A 21,428-nucleotide genomic window follows, 5' to 3' on the forward strand; every position below is an offset into this window, starting at 1 on the left:
GGGCGGCGCCACCGCATGGGGGCGCCACCCCTCCGCCGCGCCAAATGGCCCCGGCTAAGACTGTCTGCCCCATAAGGCATGATGGAGGAATGAAGGGTCAGGAGCTCGCCGGCGGCACACTCGCGGCCGAGGCCATGGACCGGTTCAGCCGGCCGACCCGGGAGTGGTTCCTGGGCGCATTCTCCGCGCCCACACCCGCCCAGAACGGCGCCTGGAATGCCATTTCTTCCGGCGCGCATGCCCTGGTGGTGGCACCGACTGGCTCCGGCAAGACCCTCGCGGCCTTCCTCTGGGCGCTGGACCGGCTGCTGGTCTCGGCACCCGCCGAACCCGACGAACTGCCCGGGCTGGACGCCGCCGCCAAGCCGGCCCGTCGGAAGGCACCAAAGCGGAAAACCCGGGTGCTGTACATTTCCCCGCTCAAGGCCCTCGGCGTCGACGTCGAACGCAACCTGCGTGCCCCGCTGATCGGCATCACCCAGACCGCCAAGCGCCTCGGCCTGCCCGCCCCCCTGATCACCGTGGGCGTCCGCTCCGGGGACACGACGGCGGCGGACCGCCGCTCGCTGCTCAGCCACCCGCCGGACATCCTGATCACCACGCCCGAGTCCCTCTTCCTGATGCTTACCTCGAAAGCGCGCGAGACCCTCGACGAGGTGGACACGATCATCGTGGACGAGGTGCACGCCGTCGCCGGCACCAAGCGCGGGGCGCACCTGGCCGTCTCGCTGGAACGCCTCGACGCCCTGCTGCCCAAGCCCGCCCAGCGCATCGGGCTCTCCGCGACGGTGGAGCCGAAGGAACTCGTGGCGCAGTTCCTCGCGGGCTCCGCACCGGTCGAGATCGTGGCGCCGCCGTCGAAGAAGACCTGGGACCTGACGGTCTCCGTTCCGGTCGAGGACATGTCCGATCTCCAGGCCGCGGCCGGGGCCTTCGACTCCGGTCCGGCGTCCGGACTGCAGCCGCACGCGTCCATCTGGCCGCATGTCGAAGAGAAGATCGTGGACCTGGTACTGGCCAACCAGTCCACCATCGTGTTCGCGAACTCCCGCCGGCTCGCCGAACGCCTCACCGCGCGGCTCAACGAAATCTACGTCGAACGCCAGCTGATGGCCGCCGGCGGCGGCTGGGACGAATCCGGCGCGGCTCCGGTGCCGGACGCTTCGCTGCCCTCCTCCACCGCCACGCCCGCGCACATGATGGCCCAGGCCGGCAGCACCGCCGGCGCCGACCCGGTCCTGGCCCGGGCCCACCACGGCTCGGTCTCCAAAGACCAGCGCGCCCTGATCGAGGACGACCTGAAATCCGGCCGGCTCCGCTGCGTGGTGGCCACATCCTCGCTGGAACTCGGCATCGATATGGGCGCCGTGGACCTCGTGGTGCAGGTCGAATCACCGCCCTCCGTGGCCAGCGGGCTGCAGCGGGTGGGCCGCGCCGGACACCAGGTCGGCGAGATCTCCCAGGGCGTCCTTTTCCCAAAGCACCGGGCGGACCTGGTCCACACGGCCATCACCGTCGAACGCATGCTGGACGGCAAGATCGAACGGCTCTACGTCCCGGCCAACCCCCTGGACATCCTGGCCCAGCAGACCGTCGCCGCCACCGCGCTCGGGGCCATCGACGTGGAGGAATGGTTCGCCACAGTCCGCCGCTCGGCCCCCTTCGCCTCCCTCCCGCGCTCCGCCTTCGAGGCGACCCTGGACCTGCTGGCCGGGCGCTACCCCTCCGACGAATTCGCCGAACTGCGGCCCCGGATTGTCTGGGACCGCAACGCCGGCACCATCGAAGGCCGCCCCGGATCGCAACGGCTGGCCGTCACCTCCGGCGGCACCATCCCGGACCGCGGACTCTTCGGCGTCTACATCATCGGCACCGAGGCCGAAGGCACCGGTTCGTCCGGCGGCTCGGGTGACGGCAAGCCCGCCGCCAAGGCCTCCCCCGCGAAGGGCGGCCGCCGGGTCGGCGAACTCGACGAGGAGATGGTCTACGAGTCCCGCGTGGGCGACGTCTTTGCCCTCGGCGCGACCAGCTGGAAGATCGAGGACATCACCCACGACCGGGTCCTCGTCTCCCCTGCGTTCGGCCAGCCCGGCAAGCTTCCGTTCTGGAAGGGCGACTCCCTCGGCCGGCCGGTGGACCTGGGCCGCGCCCTCGGCGCGTTCGTGCGCGAACTTTCGGCGTCCGACGTCGGCCCGGCAACCGAGCGCTGCAAGGCCAGCGGCCTGGACGATTTCGCGGCCAACAACCTGATCCAGTACCTCGCCGAGCAGAAGCTCGCCACCGAGGTGGTTCCGAGCGACACGACCCTGGTGGTGGAGCGCTTCCACGACGAACTCGGCGACTGGCGCGTGGTGCTGCACAGCCCCTTCGGGATGCCGGTGCACGCACCGTGGGCCCTCGCCGTGGGCCAGCGGCTGCACCAGCGCTACGGGATGGACGGCTCGGCGATGGCCGCCGACGACGGCATCGTGCTGCGCGTGCCGATGATGGAGGACGAGCCGCCCGGGGCCGAACTGTTCCTGTTTGAGCCCGAGGAACTGGAACAGATCGTGACCGCCGAGGTCGGCGGCAGTGCGCTCTTCGCCTCCCGGTTCCGTGAGTGCGCCGCCCGGGCCCTGCTGCTGCCCCGGCAGACCCCCGGCAAACGGCAGCCGCTCTGGCAGCAGCGGCAGCGCTCGGCCCAGCTGCTGGATGTCGCCCGGAAGTACCCGACCTTCCCGATCGTGCTCGAAACCGTGCGCGAATGCCTGCAGGACGTCTACGACCTTCCGGCCTTGAAAGACATTGCAGCCTCGATTGAGCGGCGCGAACTGAGGATCCTGCAGACCACCACGCAGCAGCCCTCGCCGTTCGCGAAGTCGCTGCTGTTCGGCTACGTTGCGCAGTTCCTCTACGAGGGCGATTCCCCGCTCGCCGAGCGCCGGGCCGCCGCCCTCGCGCTGGACTCGACCCTGCTCAACGAACTGCTCGGCCGGGTGGAGCTGCGCGAACTGCTCGACGCCAAGGTCATCGAGGCCACCGAGCGTGAGCTGCAGCGCCTTGCCCCGGACCGGCGGATGCGCGGGCTGGAAGGCGTGGCCGACCTGCTCCGCCTGCTGGGCCCGCTCACCGCTGACGAAGTCGCGGCCCGGCTCGAGGCCGCGGTCCAGCCCGACCAAGCCGCGGCGGCGGCGGCCGTGGCGGGGACAGTGGAGACTGCGGTGGGGGCGGAGGCTGCGGCGCAGCCTGCGGATGCCGCGGCCGCTGACGGCTTGGCTGGCGTGGAGTCCGCGCCCGGCGCGGAGCCGGAGCCCGTGACGGCGGCCGAGCCCATCAAAGCCGCGGCAGACAGCGCCGAGGCCGCGGCGCACCTGGCTGCGCTGCAACGGGCCAACCGGGCGATCAAGGTCAACATCGGCGGCACCGAGCGGTTCGCCGCCGTCGAGGATGCCGCCAGGCTGCGCGATGCCCTCGGCGTCCCGTTGCCGATGGGCGTGCCGCTGGCCTTCATCGAACCCGTCGCGGACCCGCTGGGCGACTTGGTCTCGCGCTACGCCCGGACCCACGGGCCCTTCACCGCCGATGAGGCCGCCGCACGGCTGGGCCTCGGCGTCGCCGTCGTCGGCACCGCGCTCAAGCGGCTGGCCGCGGACGGGCGCGCCGTCGAGGGCGAATTCCGGCCCCATGCCCCGGCATCGGAAGACGGGGCGGCCGGAGAAACTTCGGACACCGCGGCCCCGGCGGCCACCACCGTTCTACCTCCGGCGGGGGCCAGCGAGTGGTGCGATGCCGAGGTGCTCCGCAAGCTCCGCCGCCGCTCGCTGGCCGCGCTGCGCGCCGAGGTCGAGCCGGTGGACGCATCCGCGTACGGGAGGTTCCTCCCCGCCTGGCAGAACGTGCGCACCCCCGGCAGCAGGGGACAGTCGGCGCTGCGCGGGCTGGACGGCATCATCACCGCCATCGACCAGCTCTCCGGCGTTCCGATTCCGGCGTCGGCCTGGGAACCCCTGGTCCTGGCCAGCCGCGTCTCCAACTACCAGCCCGCCATGCTCGACGAGCTCATGGCCGCCGGCGAGGTCCTCTGGTCCGGGGCCGGATCACTGCCCGGAAACGACGGCTGGATCAGCCTGCACCTTGCCGATTCGGCCGAACTGACGCTGAACCCGCCCCTCGATTTCGAGCCTGGCGACGCGCAGCAGCGGCTCCTGGACCACCTGCAGAACAACGGCGGCGGCTACTTCTTCCGGCAACTGACCGACATCGCCGGCGGGATGGACACGGTCCTCAGCGACCAGGACGTCGTCTCGGCGCTCTGGGACCTGGCCTGGGCCGGCCGCATCACCGGCGATACCTTCGCCCCGGTTCGGGCCCTGATCGCCGGCGGCCACACCGCGCACCGGCAAGTGGGGCGTGCCCCGCGGGCCCGCGCTCCCAGGCTCAGCCGGCTGGGACGCGCCCACGGCACCGGCCTGCTCGGCTCGCCCGGCCTCACCGGCGGTCGGTACGGCTCCACCACGGGCGCCGCGCCCACGCCGCCGCTCGCCGCTGGGCGCTGGTCGGCGCTGCCAGCCCCGGAACTGGACCCCACCATCCACGCCCGCGCCACTGCGGAACTCCTGCTCGACCGCTACGGCGTGGTCACTCGGGGATCGGTCATGGCGGAAAACATCCTGGGCGGTTTCGGACTGATGTACAAGGTGCTGGCCCGGCTCGAGGAAGCCGGACGCTGCCGCCGCGGCTACTTCATCGAGCACCTTGGCGCGGCCCAGTTCGCGGTGCCGGCCACGGTGGACCGGCTGCGGTCCTATGTCGAGGACGCCCAGTTGAACAAGGCCGAGCCGGTCACCCTTGCCCTCGCCTCCACGGACCCCGCCAACCCCTATGGCGCCGCGCTGCCATGGCCGGCGCTGAACGAGGAGGCTGGCACCGGCCACCGGCCGGGCCGAAAGGCGGGTGCGTTGGTGGTGCTGGTTGACGGCGCCCTGGTCCTCTACGTCGAGCGCGGCGGGAAGACCTTGCTGGCGTTCAGCGCCGACGCCGACGTCCTTGCTGCCGCCGGCACGGCCCTCGTGGGCGTGGTCACCAGGGGCGCCGTCGACAAGCTGATCATGGAAAAAGTCAACGGCCACGGCATCCTGGACACTCCCATTGCCGCCGCCCTGGCCCAGGCCGGCGCCTACTCCACCCCGAAGGGACTGAGGATCCGTGCCTGAGGGAGATTCCGTTTTCCGCGCCGCGGCGCAGCTGCACGCCGCGCTGGCCGGCAAGGAGCTACTGGCGTCCGACTTCCGGGTGCCCCGCTTCGCCACCCTCAAACTGGGCGGCTGGACCGTCCAGGAGGTGGTCCCCCGCGGCAAGCACCTGCTGATGCGCGTGACCGGCCCGGCCCCGAAGGACCGGCTCACCATCCACTCGCATTTGAAGATGGAGGGGACCTGGCAGGTCTATCCGCCCGGCGGCCGCTGGCGCAAGCCCGGGTTCACGGCCCGCTGTGTGCTCCGCACGGCGTCGGCGGACGCCGTCGGGTTCTCCCTGGGGCTGCTGGAGGTCATCCCCACCGCCGAAGAGGCCGCCGTCGTAGGCCACCTCGGACCGGATCTGCTCGGCCCGGACTGGGACATGGCCGAGGCCGAACGCCGCCTGCTCGCCGCGCCTGAGGTGCCGATCGGCGTCGCGCTGCTGGACCAGCGCAACCTGGCCGGCATCGGCAACATCTACCGCTGCGAGGCGTGCTTTTTGTCCCGCGTCCACCCCGCCACCCCAGTCTCGGAGGTACCCGACCTGCCGGCCATGATCACCGATGCGAAGGTCCTCCTAACGGCGAACCTCGGCCCCGGCCGCCGGGTCACAGTGCTGAACTCCCGCGGTGTCCCCGTGGGCCGGACGGCCGGGCGGCCTGGCTACTGGGTGTACCGGCGCGAGCACCAGCCCTGCCTCAAATGCCGCACCCCCATCCGGCGCGGCGTCCTGGCCAAAGCTACCGGCACCGAGGAACGGGATATCTACTATTGCCCCACGTGCCAGCCGTTGCTCGGCGCTTCGCAGGCGACGCCGTGAGGTGTGCCGGGAAAGGTCGGCGGTAGGATTCCCGCCGTAGTATCCCAGCTGCGGCGGGTTTGCGACGGCGGGGCTACGTCGCGGGAGTCGAGGCGCCGGCGACGGCGGCCTCCGATTCAGGCGGCGCCTCCCCTTCGAGCTCTGCGTCAGTCGCAGACTGGCGCTCCGGGACGGTGAACCACGGCAGCATCAGCTGCACCAGCGGGCCAATAGCCAGCGCGTAGAGCACGGTCCCGGCACCCACCGAGCCGCCCAAAAGCCAGCCGGCGCCCAGCACCACTACCTCGATGCCGGTCCGCGCGCCCCGGACCGGCCACCCGGTGCGCCGGGCAAGTCCGGTCATCAGTCCATCCCGCGCACCCGGTCCGAGGCGGGCGCCTATGTAAAGGGCAGAGGCCACGCCGTTGAGCAGTACGGCCCCGACCAGGAGCGCGATCTGGCCGCCCAGGTGCGAGAACTTCGGGATCAGCGCCAACCCGAGGTCGGCGAAGACGCCCACCAGCACGGCGTTGGCCACCGTACCGACGCCAGGCCACTGCCGGAGCGGAATCCAAAGCAGCAGCACCAGGAAGCTGACAATGATGACCACCGTTCCCAGGCTCAGGCCGGTCCGTCCCGCCAACCCCTGGTGGAAGACGTCCCACGGCGCCGTCCCAAGGCTGGCGCGGATGACCATGGCGAGCGAGACGCCGTACAGGGCAAGGCCGATCAGGAGCTGGAGGAGTCTGCGGGTCATCATGGCCTCCATCCTTCCCGAAAACTGGCCTTGTAATCCATAGCCAGTTTGAAATACTGGCTTTATGTCCGGCTCCCTGAATCCGATCTCCCTGGCGCGGTTGCTGGGTGCGTGGAGCGTCGGCGCCTCGCCCGCCTACCGTGAGCTGGCCGACGTCGTCCGTCTGCTCATCCTCGACGGGCGGGTCGCGCTCGACGTCGCGCTGCCGAGCGAGCGGTCCCTGGCAGCTACCCTCGGCATCAGCCGGACCACCGTTACGGCGGCCTACGCCCTGCTCCGCGAACAGGGGTTCCTCAGCAGCGGCCAGGGCAGCCGGAGCCGGAGTTGCATCCCGAGCCACGGCCCGGCCCAATCCGGAGCGAACGACGCCGGCCAGCGGCTCAGCGGCGCACCCGGGTTGGCGGTTCCCGACGGAATCCTGGATCTGGCCTACGCCTCCCTGCCCGCGAGCGGCGAAGTGGTGCACCGGGCCTTTGCCGCCGCGCTGACGGAGTTGCCGGCGCTGCTGCCCGGCTTCGGCTACGACGCGCTCGGGGTGGGGCCGCTGCGGGAGGCGATCGCTGCCCGCTATACCGCGGCCGGGGTGCCGACGACTGCCGGGCAAATCCTGGTCACCTCCGGCGCGCAGCACGCCCTGAACATCGTGCTCCGGACCCTTGCCGGGCGTGCCGGGAAGGTGCTCGTGGAACATCCGAGCTACCCGAATGCCCTCGACGCGATCCGGGCCGCGGGCTGCAGCACCGTGACGGTGGCCATGCCCGCGGCTCACCCCGGCGGCACACAGCCCGGCAGCGCGCAACCGCACCGCCCGAGCTGGGACCTTGAAGCAATGGAATGGACGCTCCGGCAGCAGCGGCCCGCGATGGCTTATGTGGTGCCGGACTTCCACAACCCCACCGGCCGGCTGATGCCCGATGCCCAGCGGCGACGGCTCGTGGCGGCTGCCGCGGCGTCGGGCACGGTGTTGGTGGTGGACGAGACGTTGCGGGAGCTGAACCTCGACGGCGCCAGCTCCACTCCGATGGCCGCTTTCAGCCCGGCCGTGGTGTCCCTCGGTTCGCTCAGCAAGTCGCACTGGGCGGGACTACGCACCGGCTGGATCCGCGCCAGCGAACCCCTCATCCAGCGCTTTGCCGCCACCCGAACCACCCTGGACCTGGGCGGCCCGGTGGTGGAGCAGCTCGCCGCGGCGCACCTGGTCAACAACCTGGCCGAGCCGCTGCCGGCCCGGCTCGCCGCGCTTCGCGGCAACCGGGAGATGCTTCTGGAACTGCTCGGCAGGCATCTTCCGGACTGGGAACCTGAACGGCCCGACGGCGGGCTGTCCGTCTGGTGCCGACTTCCCGCGCCGGTCAGCACCGCCCTCGCGGTAGTCGCCCCGGACTTCGGGATCCGCCTCGCGGCCGGCCCCAGGTTCGGCGTCGGCGGTGCTTTCGAGTACTACCTGCGGCTGCCGTTCACCTTGCCCCCGGAGCAACTGGAGTCCGCGGTGCTGGCGCTGCGCGCGGCCCAGGACCGCCTCGACCGCTCCCCGCACCTGCGCCGGAACCTCCCCGCCCAACCGGCCGCCGCCATCGCCTGAGCCTGGGCTCCTCGGGTCGGTCCGTTTCGACGGTTCCCTGCCGACTCGATGCTTAGAGGCGTCGAGTGTGCACGGAACCGTCGAAATGGCGGGGCTGGGGCGGGGTGCGGGCGGGGCGGGCGGGCGGGCGCGGAGTGGGCCTAGGCGTAAACCTTCGCCAGGAAACCGGACCAGGCGTCCGCCGTCGCTCCGGTGTCCCCGCCGCCGCTGAAGTCGTGCACGGTCATGCCCACCGACGCCCCGAAGTTGTTGCGCCCGAAGAACCTGTACATCGTGTCGGCGGTCCGTAGGCCAAGGAAGTTCTCGTTGGAAAAGTCCACTTCCCCGGACAGGTGCCCGACGCCGTCGACGTCCAACTCGACCGTGTCGCCAGGGGCCGAACCGGCCACTCCGAGGGCCGCCTTGAGCCGGTCGAAGCCATCCGGGGTCTGGGACGCGGCCGGCGCCTGGATGTCCGTGAAGACGACGGGGCGGCCGTTGAAGTGCTTCAGGTACTGGCCCAGGGTGTGGAGGTAGAAGGCGGTGTGCTTGCTGGCGCCGTCGTACTGCTCGTCCCAGTTTTCGGCGAAGATTCCGCTGTGAACGTAGTGCAGCCGCGCCCGGCCGCCGTCGAGCGGTTCCAGGACGTGCTCCAGCTGGTTGAACCAGCCGTCAGGGCCGTCCATCCTGGACACCAGGTGCGAGGGGTACTCGTCCACGGTCCGCACCGCGGGCCACTGGTCCGTGGGAAACATCCAGGCCGGGGTGTCCTTGGTGACGGCCTCCCACACCTGTTCGGGTGTGCCTGGCAGCTCGGTGTCGTAGACAATCTCGAATTCGCGCTTGTCAGTCACGATCCTGCTCCTTAGCTAGGGGTTGGGTCTTGCGGAATTGTGCGGGTTGCTGCGCGGGCCGGCGTCTTCAACGCTGGGTGGAGTCCGACGACGAGTCGGTGCCTGCGTCCGGCAGTCCGGTTTGTCGGGGCCCCGGGCGTGCCGGCCGCCGGGATCTCGCTTCCGCCGTCGTGGTACTTGTCCACGAGTCTGGTCACCGCGACGCCGAGCTCCTCAGCGAACGCCGCCCGGTCGGCGGCAGACCGGAAAGTGACCTCGCCGTCGATCGCGAAGGTGGCGAGCTTCTGCCTGGCCGCGGCGGCGCCGGCGATCAACTGGCCCATTTCCTGGACCATTCGGGCCGCGAGCGCCAGCAGCCAGAACGCGGAGAAGCGGTCGGAGAAGCGGTGCGGATCTGGGGCCACGGAGGCCAGTGCCGTCGGGGAAATCAGGTACGAGGCCGCCGTCGCCTGCAGGATGCGTTCGGTGACGTTGCCGCGCTTGCGCTCCTCGACGAGCTCCACCAGGCCGTGCCGTTCGAGGGCCTTCAGGTGGTAGTTCACCTTCTGCCTCGGCAGGCCAACCTTCGCGGCAAGCTGCGTTGCAGATCCGGGCTCGGCCAGCTCACGCAGGATCCGGGTTCGGATCGGGTCCAGTGACGCCTCCGCCGCGGCCGGGTCTTCGATCACCTCGATGTCCAACATGCTTCGATTCTTGGCTCCGACAATTTTATTTGTCAAGAACTTTTTTCTCGTCGGCGCCGCTTCGACGGTTCCCTGCCGACACGATGCTTGGAAGCGTCGAGTGCGCAGGGAACCGTCGAAACGGCGGGCAGGGGCGGGCAAAGTAGAATGGACCGGTGATGCAATCCCCCCTTCCCGTGCGCGACGGCGTGAATGCCACCCGCCTGCGCCTGCCGGACGAGGGGCCGTGGGACACCGCCATGGACTACATGATGCACCGCTGGGGGCACATCGATCCGCAGGGCATCGAGGCCCGCTTCGACGCCGGCGAAATCGTGGGCGAGGCCGGCGTCCCGCTGGATCGAACCACCCCGCTGCAGCGCCACACCTTCATCTGGTACTACCGCTCCCTGCCGCCGGAGACCCGTATCCCGGTGGAACTGAACATCCTCCACCAGGACGAGCACCTCTTGGTCGTGGACAAGCCGCACTTCCTGCCCACCACACCGGGCGGCACCTACATCCAGGAATCGGCCCTGGTGCGCCTGCGGAACCAACTGCAGTTGCCGGACCTAATCCCGATGCACCGGCTGGACCGCATGACGGCCGGCATCCTGCTGCTCTCCACCAACCCCGAGACCCGCGGGAAGTACCAGGTGCTGTTCGAGAAGCGCCAGATCCAAAAGGAATACGAGTGCGTTTCCGCCGCGGAGCCCGCCCCGGGGCACCCCGCCGTCGACTTCCCTGTGGTGGTGCGGAACCGGATGACCAAGTCCCGCAGCTATCTGCTCGCCGAGGTCATCGACGGGGAGCCCAACGCCGAGACCCGGATCGAGCGGTTGCGCACCTTTGACGGCCCTGCCCGCCTCAGCCCGGACGACGCCGAAACACCGCGCCGGGCGCTCTACCGGCTCGAGCCGCACTCCGGTAAGACCCACCAGCTCCGCGTGCACATGGCCTCGCTGGGGCTCGGGATCGTCAACGACGCGTTTTATCCCGAACTGCTGGACAAGGCGCCGGACAACTACGCCAAACCACTCCAGCTCCTGGCCCGCGGCATCCGCTTCGTGGATCCTATCTCGGGCAGCCCGGTGGAATACCGCAGCCGGCTCGAACTTTCCGAGGCCCGCTAGCCCAGCCCCTTTTCCCGGCCGGATATGCGGTACCTTGTGCCCATGGACTTGGCCAATGCGGACACCTGGGGAGCCGCGATCTATTTCTGGATCGTCCCCGTGGTCCTCGGCGACGCCATCTTCCCGCCGGTTCCCTCCGAGATGCTGGTCATCACCGGCGGAGCCCTCTCAGCCGACGGCCGCGCCAACGTCTTCCTCGTCGCTGCCATCGCCGCGCTGGCCTCCTGGGTGGGCGACCTTGTGGTTTTCCAGCTGTTTAAACGCCGGCTCAGCCACGTGCTTGACCGTTGGAGCTGGGGACGACGGTTCCACAGCGGGGTTCATGTGGCCATCGCCCGGGCGGGCCGCTCCTCGACGTACGGCGGCATCATCGGAATCCGCTTCATCCCCGGCGGCCGGCTTGCCACCACCGCGGCGGCCGGTATCGCCAACGTGTCCACCCGCGGCTTCAGTTTCTGCGCCGCATTGGGCGGCACGCTGTGGGCCGCCTGGTCCGTAGGGCTGGGATACGTCACGGGATCGGCCACGAGACTGCCGTTCTGGGCGAGCTCGCTGATCGGGGTGGGCTTGGGTCTGGTGATCGGCGCCGTCGTCGGCGTAGTCGTCACCCGACGGCGGGGAAACCGCTCCCCCGTGGTGGAACCCGGGTCTGCCGCGGCTGACCCGGGCACGGAGCTGGACTTCTAAGCCGGGCCCGCCGTTACGGCTAGACCGGCGCCCAGCGGCCCCGGTTCCGCCGCAGCACGGTCAGCGTCCCGGTCACCGCGACGCGTTCGACGGCGTCGCGCATCATGGCGGCCGACTCCAGCGCCTGGCTGTTTTCCGCGGCATAGGCCGTGGCGTCCACCAGGAAGCGCAGGTTCAACTGCGGGACGCCGCCAGCGAGCTCCAGCTGATTGGACTCCACATGGTGCCGCGTCCCGAGCGCCTCCACGGCCGCCTCCATCACGGCCTCCGGCGGGTTGCCCGGCTTGAGCCCGGTGATCTTGAGTCTGGTCTGGAACGACGGCATGCAACAACCCTATCCGCCCCTAATGACGCTCCCTCAGATCCGGCGGCCCTCACACCGATGCTTCCTCAGATCCGGCCGCCCTCACGCCGACGCTCCCTCAGATCCGGCCGCTCCAGCACCGACGCTCCCTCAGATCCGGTTGTACGCAGGAGAACTTTCCGCCACACCTGAGGGAGCGTTCCGGAAAAACCCGCCACATCTGAGGGAGCGTCCCGCAAAAACCCACCACACCTGAGGGAGCGTCCCCGAAAAACCCGCCACATCTGAGGGATCGTCCCCGAAAAAACACGCCACAGCTGAGGGAGGATCGGAATGGGCTACCCGGTGTTGCGCAGGCCTGCCGCGACGCCGTTGACGGTGATGAGCATGGCGCGTTGGAGGCGTTCGTCGATCTCGGCGTTGGGCATGCCCTCCCCGGCGGCGGCCTCGGCCCGGACCCGGCGCAGCAGCTCCACCTGCAGGTAGCTGATCGGGTCGAGGTACTGGTCGCGGATCTCGAGCGAGCGTTTGAGTGTGGGCTGGGCGTCGAGCAGCAGGTCCTCGCCGGTCAGGTTCTGGATCTCGGCCACGGTCAGCTCATACTCGGCGCGGATGGCGTGGAACAGGTGGTGCAGCTCGGCCGGAACCAGGGTCGAGACGTAGTACCCGGCAATGTCCATGTCCGTCTTCGCGAGCGTCATTTCAACGTTGGAGAGCACCGAGCGGAAGAAGTGCCAGCCGTCCATCATCTCCACGAGCTGGGCCGAGTTGCCTGCCTCGCGCGCGGCCTTGAGACCGGAGCCGACGCCGAACCAGCCCGGCACGATCTGCCGCGACTGGGTCCAGCCGAACACCCACGGAATCGCCCGCAGGCCCTCAAGCCCCGCGCCGGAATCGGGGCGCTTGGACGGCCGGGAGCCGATGTTCAACGAGCCCAGCTGCTCCACCGGGGTGGACGCCATGAAGTACGCCGGCAGGTCCGGATCGTCGATGAGGGTCCGGTAGCGGGCGAACGCGGCGTCGGAGATGGTCTCCATGACGTGGCCGTAGCGCTCGCGCTGGTCCTCGGAGGTGCGGGGGGTGCGGTGCAGGGCCGATCCCTGAAGCACCGCGGCAAGGGAGAGTTCCAGGTTCTCGCGGGCGAGCTCGGGCAGCGAGTACTTGTCCGAGATGACTTCGCCCTGTTCGGTGAACTTAATTTCACCCTCGAGCACGCCGTTGGGCTGGGCCATGATCGCGTCGTAGGTGGGCCCGCCGCCGCGGCCCACGGACCCGCCGCGGCCGTGGAAGAGCCGCACCCGGACACCGTGCTTGGCCGCGACGTCGCGCAGTTTGCGCTGTGTCTTGTGGATCTCCCACTGGCTGGTCATCACGCCGGATTCCTTGTTGGAGTCCGAGTAGCCGAGCATGATTTCCTGCACGTCCCCCCGCAGCCGGACCAGCTCGCGGTAGGACGCATCCGAGAGCAACGCGTCCACGATCTCGGCCGAGGCCCGCAGCTCCTCCACGGTTTCCAGCAGCGGCGCGAAGCCGATTTTGGCGTAGGGCGCCTCGCCGAACAGGTTCACCAGGCCGGCCTCGCGGGCCAGCACGGCCGCGGCAAGGACGTCGTCCGCGCCGCGCGTCATCGAAATGATGTACGTCTCGATCACGTCCGGGCCGTAGGTGCGCAAGGCGCGCCGGATCTCGCGGAACACGTCGTACGTGCCGTCGGCAGCGCCGTCGAGCTTGATCGGGTGGCCGGAGAGCGGTCGGCGGGATGCGAGCTCGGAGCCCAGCACCTCAAGCCGCTCGGCGCGGCTCAGTTCGGCGTACCGCACACCCGGCCCGCCAAGGCGGTCCATCAGCTGCCCGACGGCGTCGTGGTGGTAGTCGGCGTGTTCGCGGATGTCCAAGGTGGCGAGGTGCAGCCCGAAGGAGGCGATGGCGCGCCGGACCCGGGCGAGTGCGCCGTCGGCGGCGAGGCCGGCGTGGTGGTTGCGCAGCGATGCCTCGAGCAGGCCAAGTTCGGCCAGCAGCTCCGCGGTGGCGGCGTAATCGCGGCCCGGTTCGTGGGCCGAACCGGCGGCGACCCGGCGGCCGGTGTTGAGCAGCTTGGCCTTGATGCAGGTGAGCTTGAGCCGGTAGGGCTCCTGGGCATTGAGCTCCAGGACGCGGCGGTCCAGGCCCGGGAGGTTGGCAAGGTCGACGTCGATCGAGTCCAGCAGCGGCTGGTCGGCCCCCGCCAGCGCCGTCGAGTTGGACAGGATGGAAATTAGCCCGTCGATCAGGCCGATGCTGATCCGGACGGCGTGCTGGTTCTGGATCTGGAGGATTTCGCGCGTGACCCCGGCGGTGACGTTGGGGTTTCCGTCCCGGTCCCCGCCGATCCAGGAGCCGAACCGGATCGGCGCCTTCGTGACCGGGAGCGCGACGCCGTGCTCGCCGAGGAGGTCGGAAAGGTCCGAGAGCATCTCCGGCATGGCGTCGGTGAGGATCCCGGTGAGGTAGTAGATCGCGTTCCGGGCCTCGTCCACCGGGGTGGGCCGGACCTGGCGGAGCTCGTCCGTCTGCCACATCTGGTCGATCACCTCGGCCAGCTGCCGGTCCTGGCGCCGCCGGGCCGTGGTGCCTTCCCGGGTGGATTCGGCCAGCACGTCGGAGAGCCGGCGGATTTTGTCCAGGACCGAGCGGCGGGAGGCCTCGGTGGGGTGCGCGGTGAAGATGGGACGGACGTCGAGTTCATCCACGACGTCCTGCAGCACGCCGGATCCGGCTTGTTCCGCGATCTCCTCGACGGCCTTGGCCAGCCAGCCGTCCTTTTCCTGCCGGTTGCGCAGCCCGCGCACCCGGTGGACCTGCTCGGCGGCATTGGCCAGGTGGAAGTAGAAGGCGAAGGCGCGGACCAGGTCGGTCGCCTGCTCAAGCGGCAGCGAGCCGAGCAGTTCGCGGACTTGGGCGACGACGTCGTACGAGCTCCACGGCCCGGTGGCGTCGGCGCCGCCGCGGGCCGCCTCCTTCGATTCCTTGGTCAGCAGCCGCACCTGCTCCACGAGGTCGAGGAGTTCGGGGCCGTGCTGGCGGACGAGGGATTCGCCGAGGAGGGTGGAAACCCGGCGGACGTCGGCGCGCAGTTCGGCGGCGAGGTCCGTGCCGGAGGTCAGTGCAGTGTCAGCCATGGAAACATCTTTCGAGGGTTCGACTTGGCTCGTACACTGCGCTGGATACTGTGAGCCGGGTTACTTGTACCCATGGGATGTTACCCGGCTCACGCCCGCGCGGGGAATTCGTCTCAGATAGTGTCCGGCCCCTTGGTGGCCAAGGGGCCGGGGGCGCCGCGGCGCAGTTAACGGGCGATCTTGAAATTGAAGTCCGCGTTGCCGAAGGCGCCCCAGAGCCGCAGCCAGATGGGCAGGAGCATCTCGGTGCCGCGGGCCGTGGTGATGTCGCCGAGGTCGATGATGTCGCGGTGGCCGAGGTCAGCCAGCAGCCCTGCCACCACCGTCTTGGCGTCGGCGTCGTTACCGGAGACGAACACCGAGTGGTCGCCGCCAGCCACGCTGGCCGGGTCAACCATGACGCCGGCGTTCATCGTGTTGAGCGTCTTGACCACCCGCGCGGCCGGGAAGGCGCGCTGGATCTGCTCGCCGAGGCTGTCCGTGTTCACCGGGTTTAACGACGGCGGGAAGCCCTGGGAGAAGTCGAGCGGGTTGGCGATGTCAACGATGACTTTGCCGGCCAGGTTGTCGGCGCCGGCGGCGTTCAGCGCATCCAGGGATCCGGTGCCGCTGGTGGCGTTGACAACGATCTCGCTGCCGGCCGCGGCCTCGGCGAAGGTGGTCAGCGTAACGTCGCCGTGCTCCGCGTGCCACTGGGAGAACGGGACGTCGCCCATCGGTCCCGCCTCGGTCCGGGCCAGCGTGGCCTGCGGGTCGCGGGTGCCGATGACGACGTCATGGCCGAGCTTTGCCAGGGCGCCCGCGACGGCGGGGCCGACCGTGCCTGTACCAAACACTGCAATTTTCATGGGGACCTCATTCGGGAAAGAGTTTCGTCGGATGTTGGGGGGTAGACAAGTTCGTCTACCGCTGGGCGAGACGCTACCAGACAGAACTGTCTACGGCAAGCACTCGCTCGCCGGGAATGACGCTCCCCCACACAAAGGGGCAGGAACCGGACAGACTGGTCTGTGTACCATGAAGCTATGACGCCGCAAGCAGCCACCGCACCAGCCCCCGCACCCGCCGCCGCCGGGACGCGGACTGTCCGGACACCGGCAGGGCAGGCCAAGGACAAGATCCTGGCCACGGCCTTCCGGCTCTTCTACGCTCAGGGCCTCAGGGCGGCCGGCATCGATACGATCATCGCCGAATCCGGCGTCGCGAAGGCCACTTTCTACAAGTACTTCCCGGCCAAGGACGACCTGATCCTGGCCTACCTGGAGCAGGTCGACGGGGTCTGGACCGGGCAACTTCACGCCGCTGCCGAAGCGGCCGGAACCGATCCCGCCGAACAGTTGGTGGGCCTCTTCGACGCGCTTTCCACAGCCTGCCGCCGCGACGGCTACCGCGGCTGCGCCTTCATCAACGCCGCGGCCGAGTCGGCCTCCGGCACTCGGGTCCATGAGCGGACGGTCGCCCACAAGCAGCACATCCTTGCCTGGATCCGCGAGCTGGCGGACAAGGCCGGCGCACCGGACCCGGACGGCCTGGCCCGAAGCCTGACCCTGGTCCTCGACGGCGGACTGGCCAGCGGAGTGCTCGACGCCGACCCCGCCGCTGCCGCCGCCGCCCGCAGCACGGCGGCCCAGCTGGTGGCGGCCGCCCTGACAAACCCGCCAACCCCCAACTGACAGACAGTTGTTGTCGTTTTGAGCGCTCAGAACGACAACAACTGCGAGCTAGTTGGGCTGACACTCCCGGAGGTTGCCTTGACCACCAACATTTCCGCCGCCGATCCGCAGCTCGCCCGCTGGCAGCGCTTCCGGAACAGCCGCAACACGGCCCTGGCCAGCGAGTACGGCTGGCTCACCCTGACGTCGTTCCAGTGGCTCCCGGACAGCCCGGCTGCCGTGGACCTCGTGCCGGGCCTGTGGTCCACGGACGGCACGACGGCGTTCCTCACCGCCGCCGCGGCGGACGGGCTGACGCTGGTGGAGACCGGCGAGCCCGTCGACGGGACCATCAGCGCGGCGCTGACCAATGAGGAGTCGCTGCTGTGGGCCCAGTTCGGCGGGGACGACGGCCGGCAGGTCAGGGTGGAGCTCGCCATGCGGGCCAACAAGTACGCGCTGCGCACCCGGGACTCAAAGTCGCCGGTGTTCACCGGATTCGACGGCGTACCCACCTTTGATTACCGGCCCGACCTTGTGATCGAGGCCCGGTTCATGCCGTACCCCGAGCCCGTGGACGTACCCATCGGCACCGCCAACCCGCTGGTGGATGGTGTGCACCGCTCCGTCGGCGAGCTCGTGTTCCGGCTTCCCGGCCAGGCGCATGAGTGCCGCCTGCAAGCCGAGGAGGAAAAGCTCGGGGCCTTGACGGTGACGTTCCACGACGAGACCAACGGAGAAACGACCGACGAGTGGCGCAAGGTCTCCACGGCCCGGCCCAGGCCGGACGGCACGGTGGTCCTGGACTTCAACCGGGCGATCAACTACCCCAGCGCGTTCACCCCGTACGGCACCTGCCCCATGCCGGTGAAGAACAACAGCCTGGACTACCGGATCGAAGCCGGCGAGAAGCAGCCCTTCGCCTGACCCCGCAAGGGAGCAAGGGTGAGGCTACACGATCGCGGACACCCCGGTCACGGCGCGGCCCGCGATCAGGGTATTGATCTCGTACGAGCCCTCGTAGGTGTAGATAGCCTCGGCGTCGGCGAAAATCTTGGCCATCCGGTAATCGGTGACGATCCCGTTGCCGCCGAGCAGGGACCGGCCCATCGCCACGGTTTCCCGCATCCTGGCGCTCACGTAGGACTTCGCCAGGGCCACTTGGGGCATGTCCGCCGCGTCCGCATCCTGCAGCTGGGCAATCCGGACCATCATGCCCATGCTCGCCACGGCGTTCCCGAGCATCGTCACGACCTGCTGCTGGACCAGCTGGAACTTCGCCAGCGGCCGCCCGAACTGCCGGCGTTCGACGGCGTACTGCCGGGCGACGTCGAACGCGGCCAGCTGTTGCCCCACGCCCTGCCAGGCGACCATGATCCGCGAACCGCGGAGCAGTTCGTTGGTGTCCTCGAAGCTGTTGATCCCGGCGAAGCGGTCCGCTTCGGCCACCCGAACGTCGGTGAAGACGATGTCGGCGTTCTGCACGGTCCGCAGCGCGATCTTGTTCTCGATCCTGCTGCGGCGCACGCCCGGCAAAGTGGCGTCGACGATGAAACCGCGGATGCCGCCGTCGGCCTCGTCGCGGGCCCAGACCAACATGTAGTCGCAGAACGTGCCGTTGCCGATCCAGCGCTTGGCGCCGTTGAGCACCCAGTGGTCGCCGGCATCCCCGCCGGACACGCGCCGCGCGGTCGTTTCCATCCCGCCGGCGACGTCCGAGCCGTGCTCCGGCTCGGTCAGTGCGAAGGCGCCGGTGGTGCGCAGGGCCGCGGCATCCGCCAGCAGCCTGGTCTTTTGTTCCTCGGAGCCAAAACCGTAGAGCGATTCCACGAACAGGTCGTGGTGGACCAGGAAGAACGTAGCCAGAGAGGTGTCCACCCGGGTCATCTCGGCGATGACCAGGCCGGCGAACAGGTTGCTGTAACCGCGTTGGGCCGGGGCGCTGAGCTCCAGGGCCGCGAGCTTGGGCAGGATGTGCGCCGGGAACTCGGCGTCGTTCCACCACTGGGTGGCGAACGGCGCCACCTCACGGGCCAGGAAATCGCGGAGCTCGGCCAGCTTGGCCTGCTCGGCGGCGTTAAGCAGCGACTCAAAGTCGAAGAAGTCACCGGACGGCAGCCCGGCGAGCAAAGGCTCAGAGGCCTCCGGGGCGAGGGTCACTTCGGTCCCATCCGGATGGCACCGTCGAGCCGGATGGTCTCGCCGTTGAGCATGGCGTTTTCGACGATGTGTGCGGCGAGGTTCGCGTATTCGGCGGGGCGGCCCAGCCGGGACGGGTGCGGCACCTGCGCACCCAGCGACTCCTGCGCTTCCTGCGGCAGGCCCGCCATCATGGGGGTCTCGAAGATGCCGGGCGCGATCGTGACGACGCGGATCAGCGAGCGCGCCAGTTCGCGGGCGATCGGCAGGGTCATGGCGGCGACGGCGCCCTTGGAAGCCGAGTAGGCCGGCTGGCCGATCTGCCCGTCGAAAGCGGCCACGGACGCGGTGTTGATGATGACGCCGCGCTCCGGTCCTCCCAGTTCGGTGGCGACCGGCTCGGTGGCGGCCATTGCCGCGGCGGCCAGCCGGATGACGTTGAAGGTGCCGATGAGGTTGATCTGGATTACGCGGCTGAAGGTCTCAAGCGGAAGCACGCCGTCACGGCCCAGCACCTTGCCCGGGGTGGCGATGCCGGCGCAGTTGACCACGATCCGCAGCGGCCCGAGGGCGACGGCGGCGTCAACGGCGGCCTGCACCTGCTCCTCGCTGGTGACGTCCGCGGGGACAAAGACGGCGCGGTTGGCCGGTTCCGGGGCGCCGCCGCCGGATGATGCGCCGCCCCCGGCAGACGCATTCAGCTCCGCTGCCAGGGCATCTCCCGCCGATGCGGGCAGATCCACCAGCACCACGGAGGCTCCCTCAGCGAACAGCCGTCGGGCCGTCGCGGCCCCCAGCCCGGACGCGCCGCCCGTAATCAGCGCGACAGTACCCATGACGTCCATGCATCCTCCTTGATGTGGAACCGCAACCCGGCCGTGGACTGCGCGCAGCCCACCGGCACCAGGGAACATTAGTTAGTACACGTTAACTGGAATGCCAACATTGCGCACCTCGGACCCGAGATTCCGCGCCGGGGCCGCCGCCGCCACTAGGCTTGGTCCATGACCGCAGCAGCTGCCCACTCCCCCGCCCCGAACTGGTCTTTCCGTGCCGATGAGGCCGCCCGTTCGGTGACCAGGCTGTTCGGGCAGCGACTCTTCTTCCTGCCCGGCACCCACATCGCCGCGATTACCCGCCCCTCCGGCCGGATCAAGAATCTGGGCCGGCCCTGGCACTACTGGTGGCAGGCCCACTATGTCGACTGCCTGGTGGACACCGGCCGCCGCGAACTCGGCGCCGATGGCCACACTCCGGCCAAGTTCGACGGCGACAACCTGCCCAGCGCCGGCAGGCTGGCGTCCCGCTTGGTCACCGGCATCCGGCTGCGCAACTTCCTCACCGTGGTGAACAGCTACTTCGACGACATGGCATGGCTGGCCCTCGCCACCCTCCGGCTGGAAACACTCGCCGAGGACTCCCGCAAGACCTCCGGCCGGCGCCGCAATGCCAAGGTCCTCAAGAGCCTCACCCTCCAGTTCGACTCGGCCTCGACCGACGACCTGGGCGGCGGCACGTTCTGGAGCAAGAAGCGCGATTTCAAGAACACTCCGGCGACGGCCCCGGTGGCCTTGTACTACGCCCGGACCGGGCAGGCGGCCAAGGCCCAGGCCCTGCTCGACTGGCTGGACGCCAAGCTCTACGACCCGGAACAGGGCATGTACCGGGACGGTCTCCGGATCGCTCCGGGCGGCGAGCTCGTGCTGGAAAGCGCCATCTACACCTACAACCAGGGCCCGGTCCTGGGCGCACTCCTGGAGCTCGGCGGCGAGGCGAACCTGGAACGGGCAGCCGCGCTGGTGGCCGCCGTCGGGCGCAACCTCACCGTCCAGGCGCCGCTGCTGGGGCGCAAGGGCACGGTGCTCCGGTCCGAGGGGACCGGCGACGGCGGACTGTTCACCGGAGTCCTCGTCCGCTACCTGGCCCTGGCCGCCGTCGACGAACGGCTTTCCCCCGAGACCCGCGCCGAAGCTGCCCTGCTGGTGACGGACACCGCGGAGGCCTTCTGGGAAGGCCGCCGGCTGGTCGCCGCGCAGGAGCCGTTGGCGCGCAAGGGTGCCCGGCTCGTCTTCTCGGTCCGTCCGGAACTGCCGGCCCGACGGACCTACCCGGCGGGGTCCGTCGTCGAACTTTCCACGCAGCTGCAGGCTTGGATGGTGCTCGAAGCGGCGGCATCCATCGCCGGCAAGCTGCCCGCCGTCGGGAAGCCGGCCGATGGCGCAGTCGACGGCGCGGCCGGCGCCGAAGAGGCCGACGTGGCCGGTACTGAAGAGGCAGGGACCGGCGCCGAAGCCACCCGCGAGGGCGGTGCCGTGGAAGCTGCTGCACCGGGCCCGAACAATCCCACGGGGAATTAGGTCACGCAATAGTTTCGTAATTCGTGTGATCCTACTCACTTAAGACGCTTTCGGCTTGGTTGCTTAGGTTTGGCTAACCTACAGTTTTTCGTAGTGAGCATGCCCTAACTTCCCCGCTCACGGAGGTTAGGCACCTACGACCTTTTCCT

16 protein-coding genes are annotated in these 21,428 nt (G+C 69.6%); 8 read left to right on the top strand and 8 right to left on the bottom strand.

Annotated features, from left to right (window positions below):
• The first annotated feature begins 89 nt into the window (after nucleotides 1–89).
• The gene (locus AC1DNC_RS02805; RefSeq protein ID WP_476861045.1) at nucleotides 90–5,192 is read left to right on the top strand and encodes an Lhr family helicase; all 5,103 of its coding nucleotides are present in this window, start codon (nucleotides 90–92) and stop codon (nucleotides 5,190–5,192) included.
• A complete protein-coding gene (locus AC1DNC_RS02810; protein WP_476861046.1) occupies nucleotides 5,185–6,036 on the top strand; it encodes a DNA-formamidopyrimidine glycosylase family protein in 852 nt (283 codons plus the stop codon). The genes AC1DNC_RS02805 and AC1DNC_RS02810 overlap by 8 nt, the downstream gene beginning before the upstream one ends.
• Before the next feature lie 73 nt (nucleotides 6,037–6,109).
• Here AC1DNC_RS02810 and yczE read toward each other — a convergent pair whose 3' ends face one another.
• Nucleotides 6,110–6,775, bottom strand: coding sequence for a membrane protein YczE (yczE, locus tag AC1DNC_RS02815; protein WP_476861047.1), 666 nt, complete (start codon nucleotides 6,773–6,775; stop codon nucleotides 6,110–6,112).
• A gap of 61 nt (nucleotides 6,776–6,836) precedes the next feature.
• Here yczE and yczR point away from each other — a divergent pair, with 61 nt between their 5' ends.
• Complete coding sequence (yczR, locus tag AC1DNC_RS02820; protein WP_476861048.1) at nucleotides 6,837–8,354, top strand: MocR-like transcription factor YczR; 1,518 nt, start codon at nucleotides 6,837–6,839, stop codon at nucleotides 8,352–8,354.
• Between the two features lie 140 nt (nucleotides 8,355–8,494).
• On the opposite strand, the gene AC1DNC_RS02825 is transcribed toward yczR, so the two are convergent.
• A complete protein-coding gene (locus AC1DNC_RS02825; RefSeq protein ID WP_476861049.1) occupies nucleotides 8,495–9,187 on the bottom strand; it encodes an SRPBCC family protein in 693 nt (230 codons plus the stop codon).
• Between the two features lie 11 nt (nucleotides 9,188–9,198).
• Nucleotides 9,199–9,870, bottom strand: a complete 672-nt coding sequence (locus AC1DNC_RS02830; protein WP_476861050.1) for a helix-turn-helix domain-containing protein — start codon at nucleotides 9,868–9,870, stop codon at nucleotides 9,199–9,201.
• A 158-nt stretch (nucleotides 9,871–10,028) separates the two neighbouring features.
• Between AC1DNC_RS02830 and AC1DNC_RS02835 the strand changes: the two genes are divergently transcribed.
• Nucleotides 10,029–10,982 carry an RluA family pseudouridine synthase gene (locus tag AC1DNC_RS02835; protein ID WP_476861577.1) on the top strand — a complete coding sequence of 318 codons (954 nt, stop codon included), beginning with the start codon at nucleotides 10,029–10,031 and terminating at the stop codon, nucleotides 10,980–10,982.
• A gap of 42 nt (nucleotides 10,983–11,024) precedes the next feature.
• Entirely contained in the window at nucleotides 11,025–11,669 is a 645-nt protein-coding gene (locus tag AC1DNC_RS02840; protein WP_476861051.1) for a DedA family protein, read from the top strand.
• Nucleotides 11,670–11,688: 19 nt separating this feature from the next.
• Here the strand turns inward: AC1DNC_RS02840 and AC1DNC_RS02845 are convergent, their stop codons facing one another.
• The 3 genes from AC1DNC_RS02845 to AC1DNC_RS02855 all read right to left on the bottom strand — a co-directional run bounded on the left by AC1DNC_RS02845 (nucleotide 11,689) and on the right by AC1DNC_RS02855 (nucleotide 15,979).
• The gene (locus tag AC1DNC_RS02845) at nucleotides 11,689–11,994 is read right to left on the bottom strand and encodes a hypothetical protein (protein ID WP_476861052.1); all 306 of its coding nucleotides are present in this window, start codon (nucleotides 11,992–11,994) and stop codon (nucleotides 11,689–11,691) included.
• A gap of 317 nt (nucleotides 11,995–12,311) precedes the next feature.
• Nucleotides 12,312–15,131, bottom strand: coding sequence for a phosphoenolpyruvate carboxylase (ppc, locus tag AC1DNC_RS02850; protein WP_476861053.1), 2,820 nt, complete (start codon nucleotides 15,129–15,131; stop codon nucleotides 12,312–12,314).
• Between the two features lie 167 nt (nucleotides 15,132–15,298).
• Nucleotides 15,299–15,979 (bottom strand): NADPH-dependent F420 reductase, encoded by a 681-nt coding sequence (locus AC1DNC_RS02855; protein ID WP_476861054.1) that lies wholly within the window; start codon nucleotides 15,977–15,979, stop codon nucleotides 15,299–15,301.
• 177 nt (nucleotides 15,980–16,156) lie between these two features.
• Here AC1DNC_RS02855 and AC1DNC_RS02860 point away from each other — a divergent pair, with 177 nt between their 5' ends.
• Together AC1DNC_RS02860 and AC1DNC_RS02865 are read left to right on the top strand one after the other, a co-directional pair.
• Nucleotides 16,157–16,804 carry a TetR/AcrR family transcriptional regulator gene (locus AC1DNC_RS02860; protein WP_476861055.1) on the top strand — a complete coding sequence of 216 codons (648 nt, stop codon included), beginning with the start codon at nucleotides 16,157–16,159 and terminating at the stop codon, nucleotides 16,802–16,804.
• 78 nt (nucleotides 16,805–16,882) lie between these two features.
• Entirely contained in the window at nucleotides 16,883–17,710 is an 828-nt protein-coding gene (locus AC1DNC_RS02865) for a DUF1684 domain-containing protein (protein WP_476861056.1), read from the top strand.
• Between the two features lie 24 nt (nucleotides 17,711–17,734).
• On the opposite strand, the gene AC1DNC_RS02870 is transcribed toward AC1DNC_RS02865, so the two are convergent.
• Nucleotides 17,735–18,943, bottom strand: coding sequence for an acyl-CoA dehydrogenase family protein (locus AC1DNC_RS02870; RefSeq protein ID WP_476861057.1), 1,209 nt, complete (start codon nucleotides 18,941–18,943; stop codon nucleotides 17,735–17,737).
• Nucleotides 18,940–19,767, bottom strand: coding sequence for an SDR family NAD(P)-dependent oxidoreductase (locus AC1DNC_RS02875; protein WP_476861058.1), 828 nt, complete (start codon nucleotides 19,765–19,767; stop codon nucleotides 18,940–18,942). Before AC1DNC_RS02875 ends, AC1DNC_RS02870 begins: the two co-directional genes overlap by 4 nt.
• Nucleotides 19,768–19,926: 159 nt before the next feature.
• Here AC1DNC_RS02875 and AC1DNC_RS02880 point away from each other — a divergent pair, with 159 nt between their 5' ends.
• Nucleotides 19,927–21,279 carry a glycoside hydrolase family 76 protein gene (locus AC1DNC_RS02880; protein ID WP_476861059.1) on the top strand — a complete coding sequence of 451 codons (1,353 nt, stop codon included), beginning with the start codon at nucleotides 19,927–19,929 and terminating at the stop codon, nucleotides 21,277–21,279.
• Nucleotides 21,280–21,428: the final 149 nt, after the last annotated feature.

The sequence above is a fragment of the Arthrobacter sp. 01N442 genome, assembly GCF_056399345.1.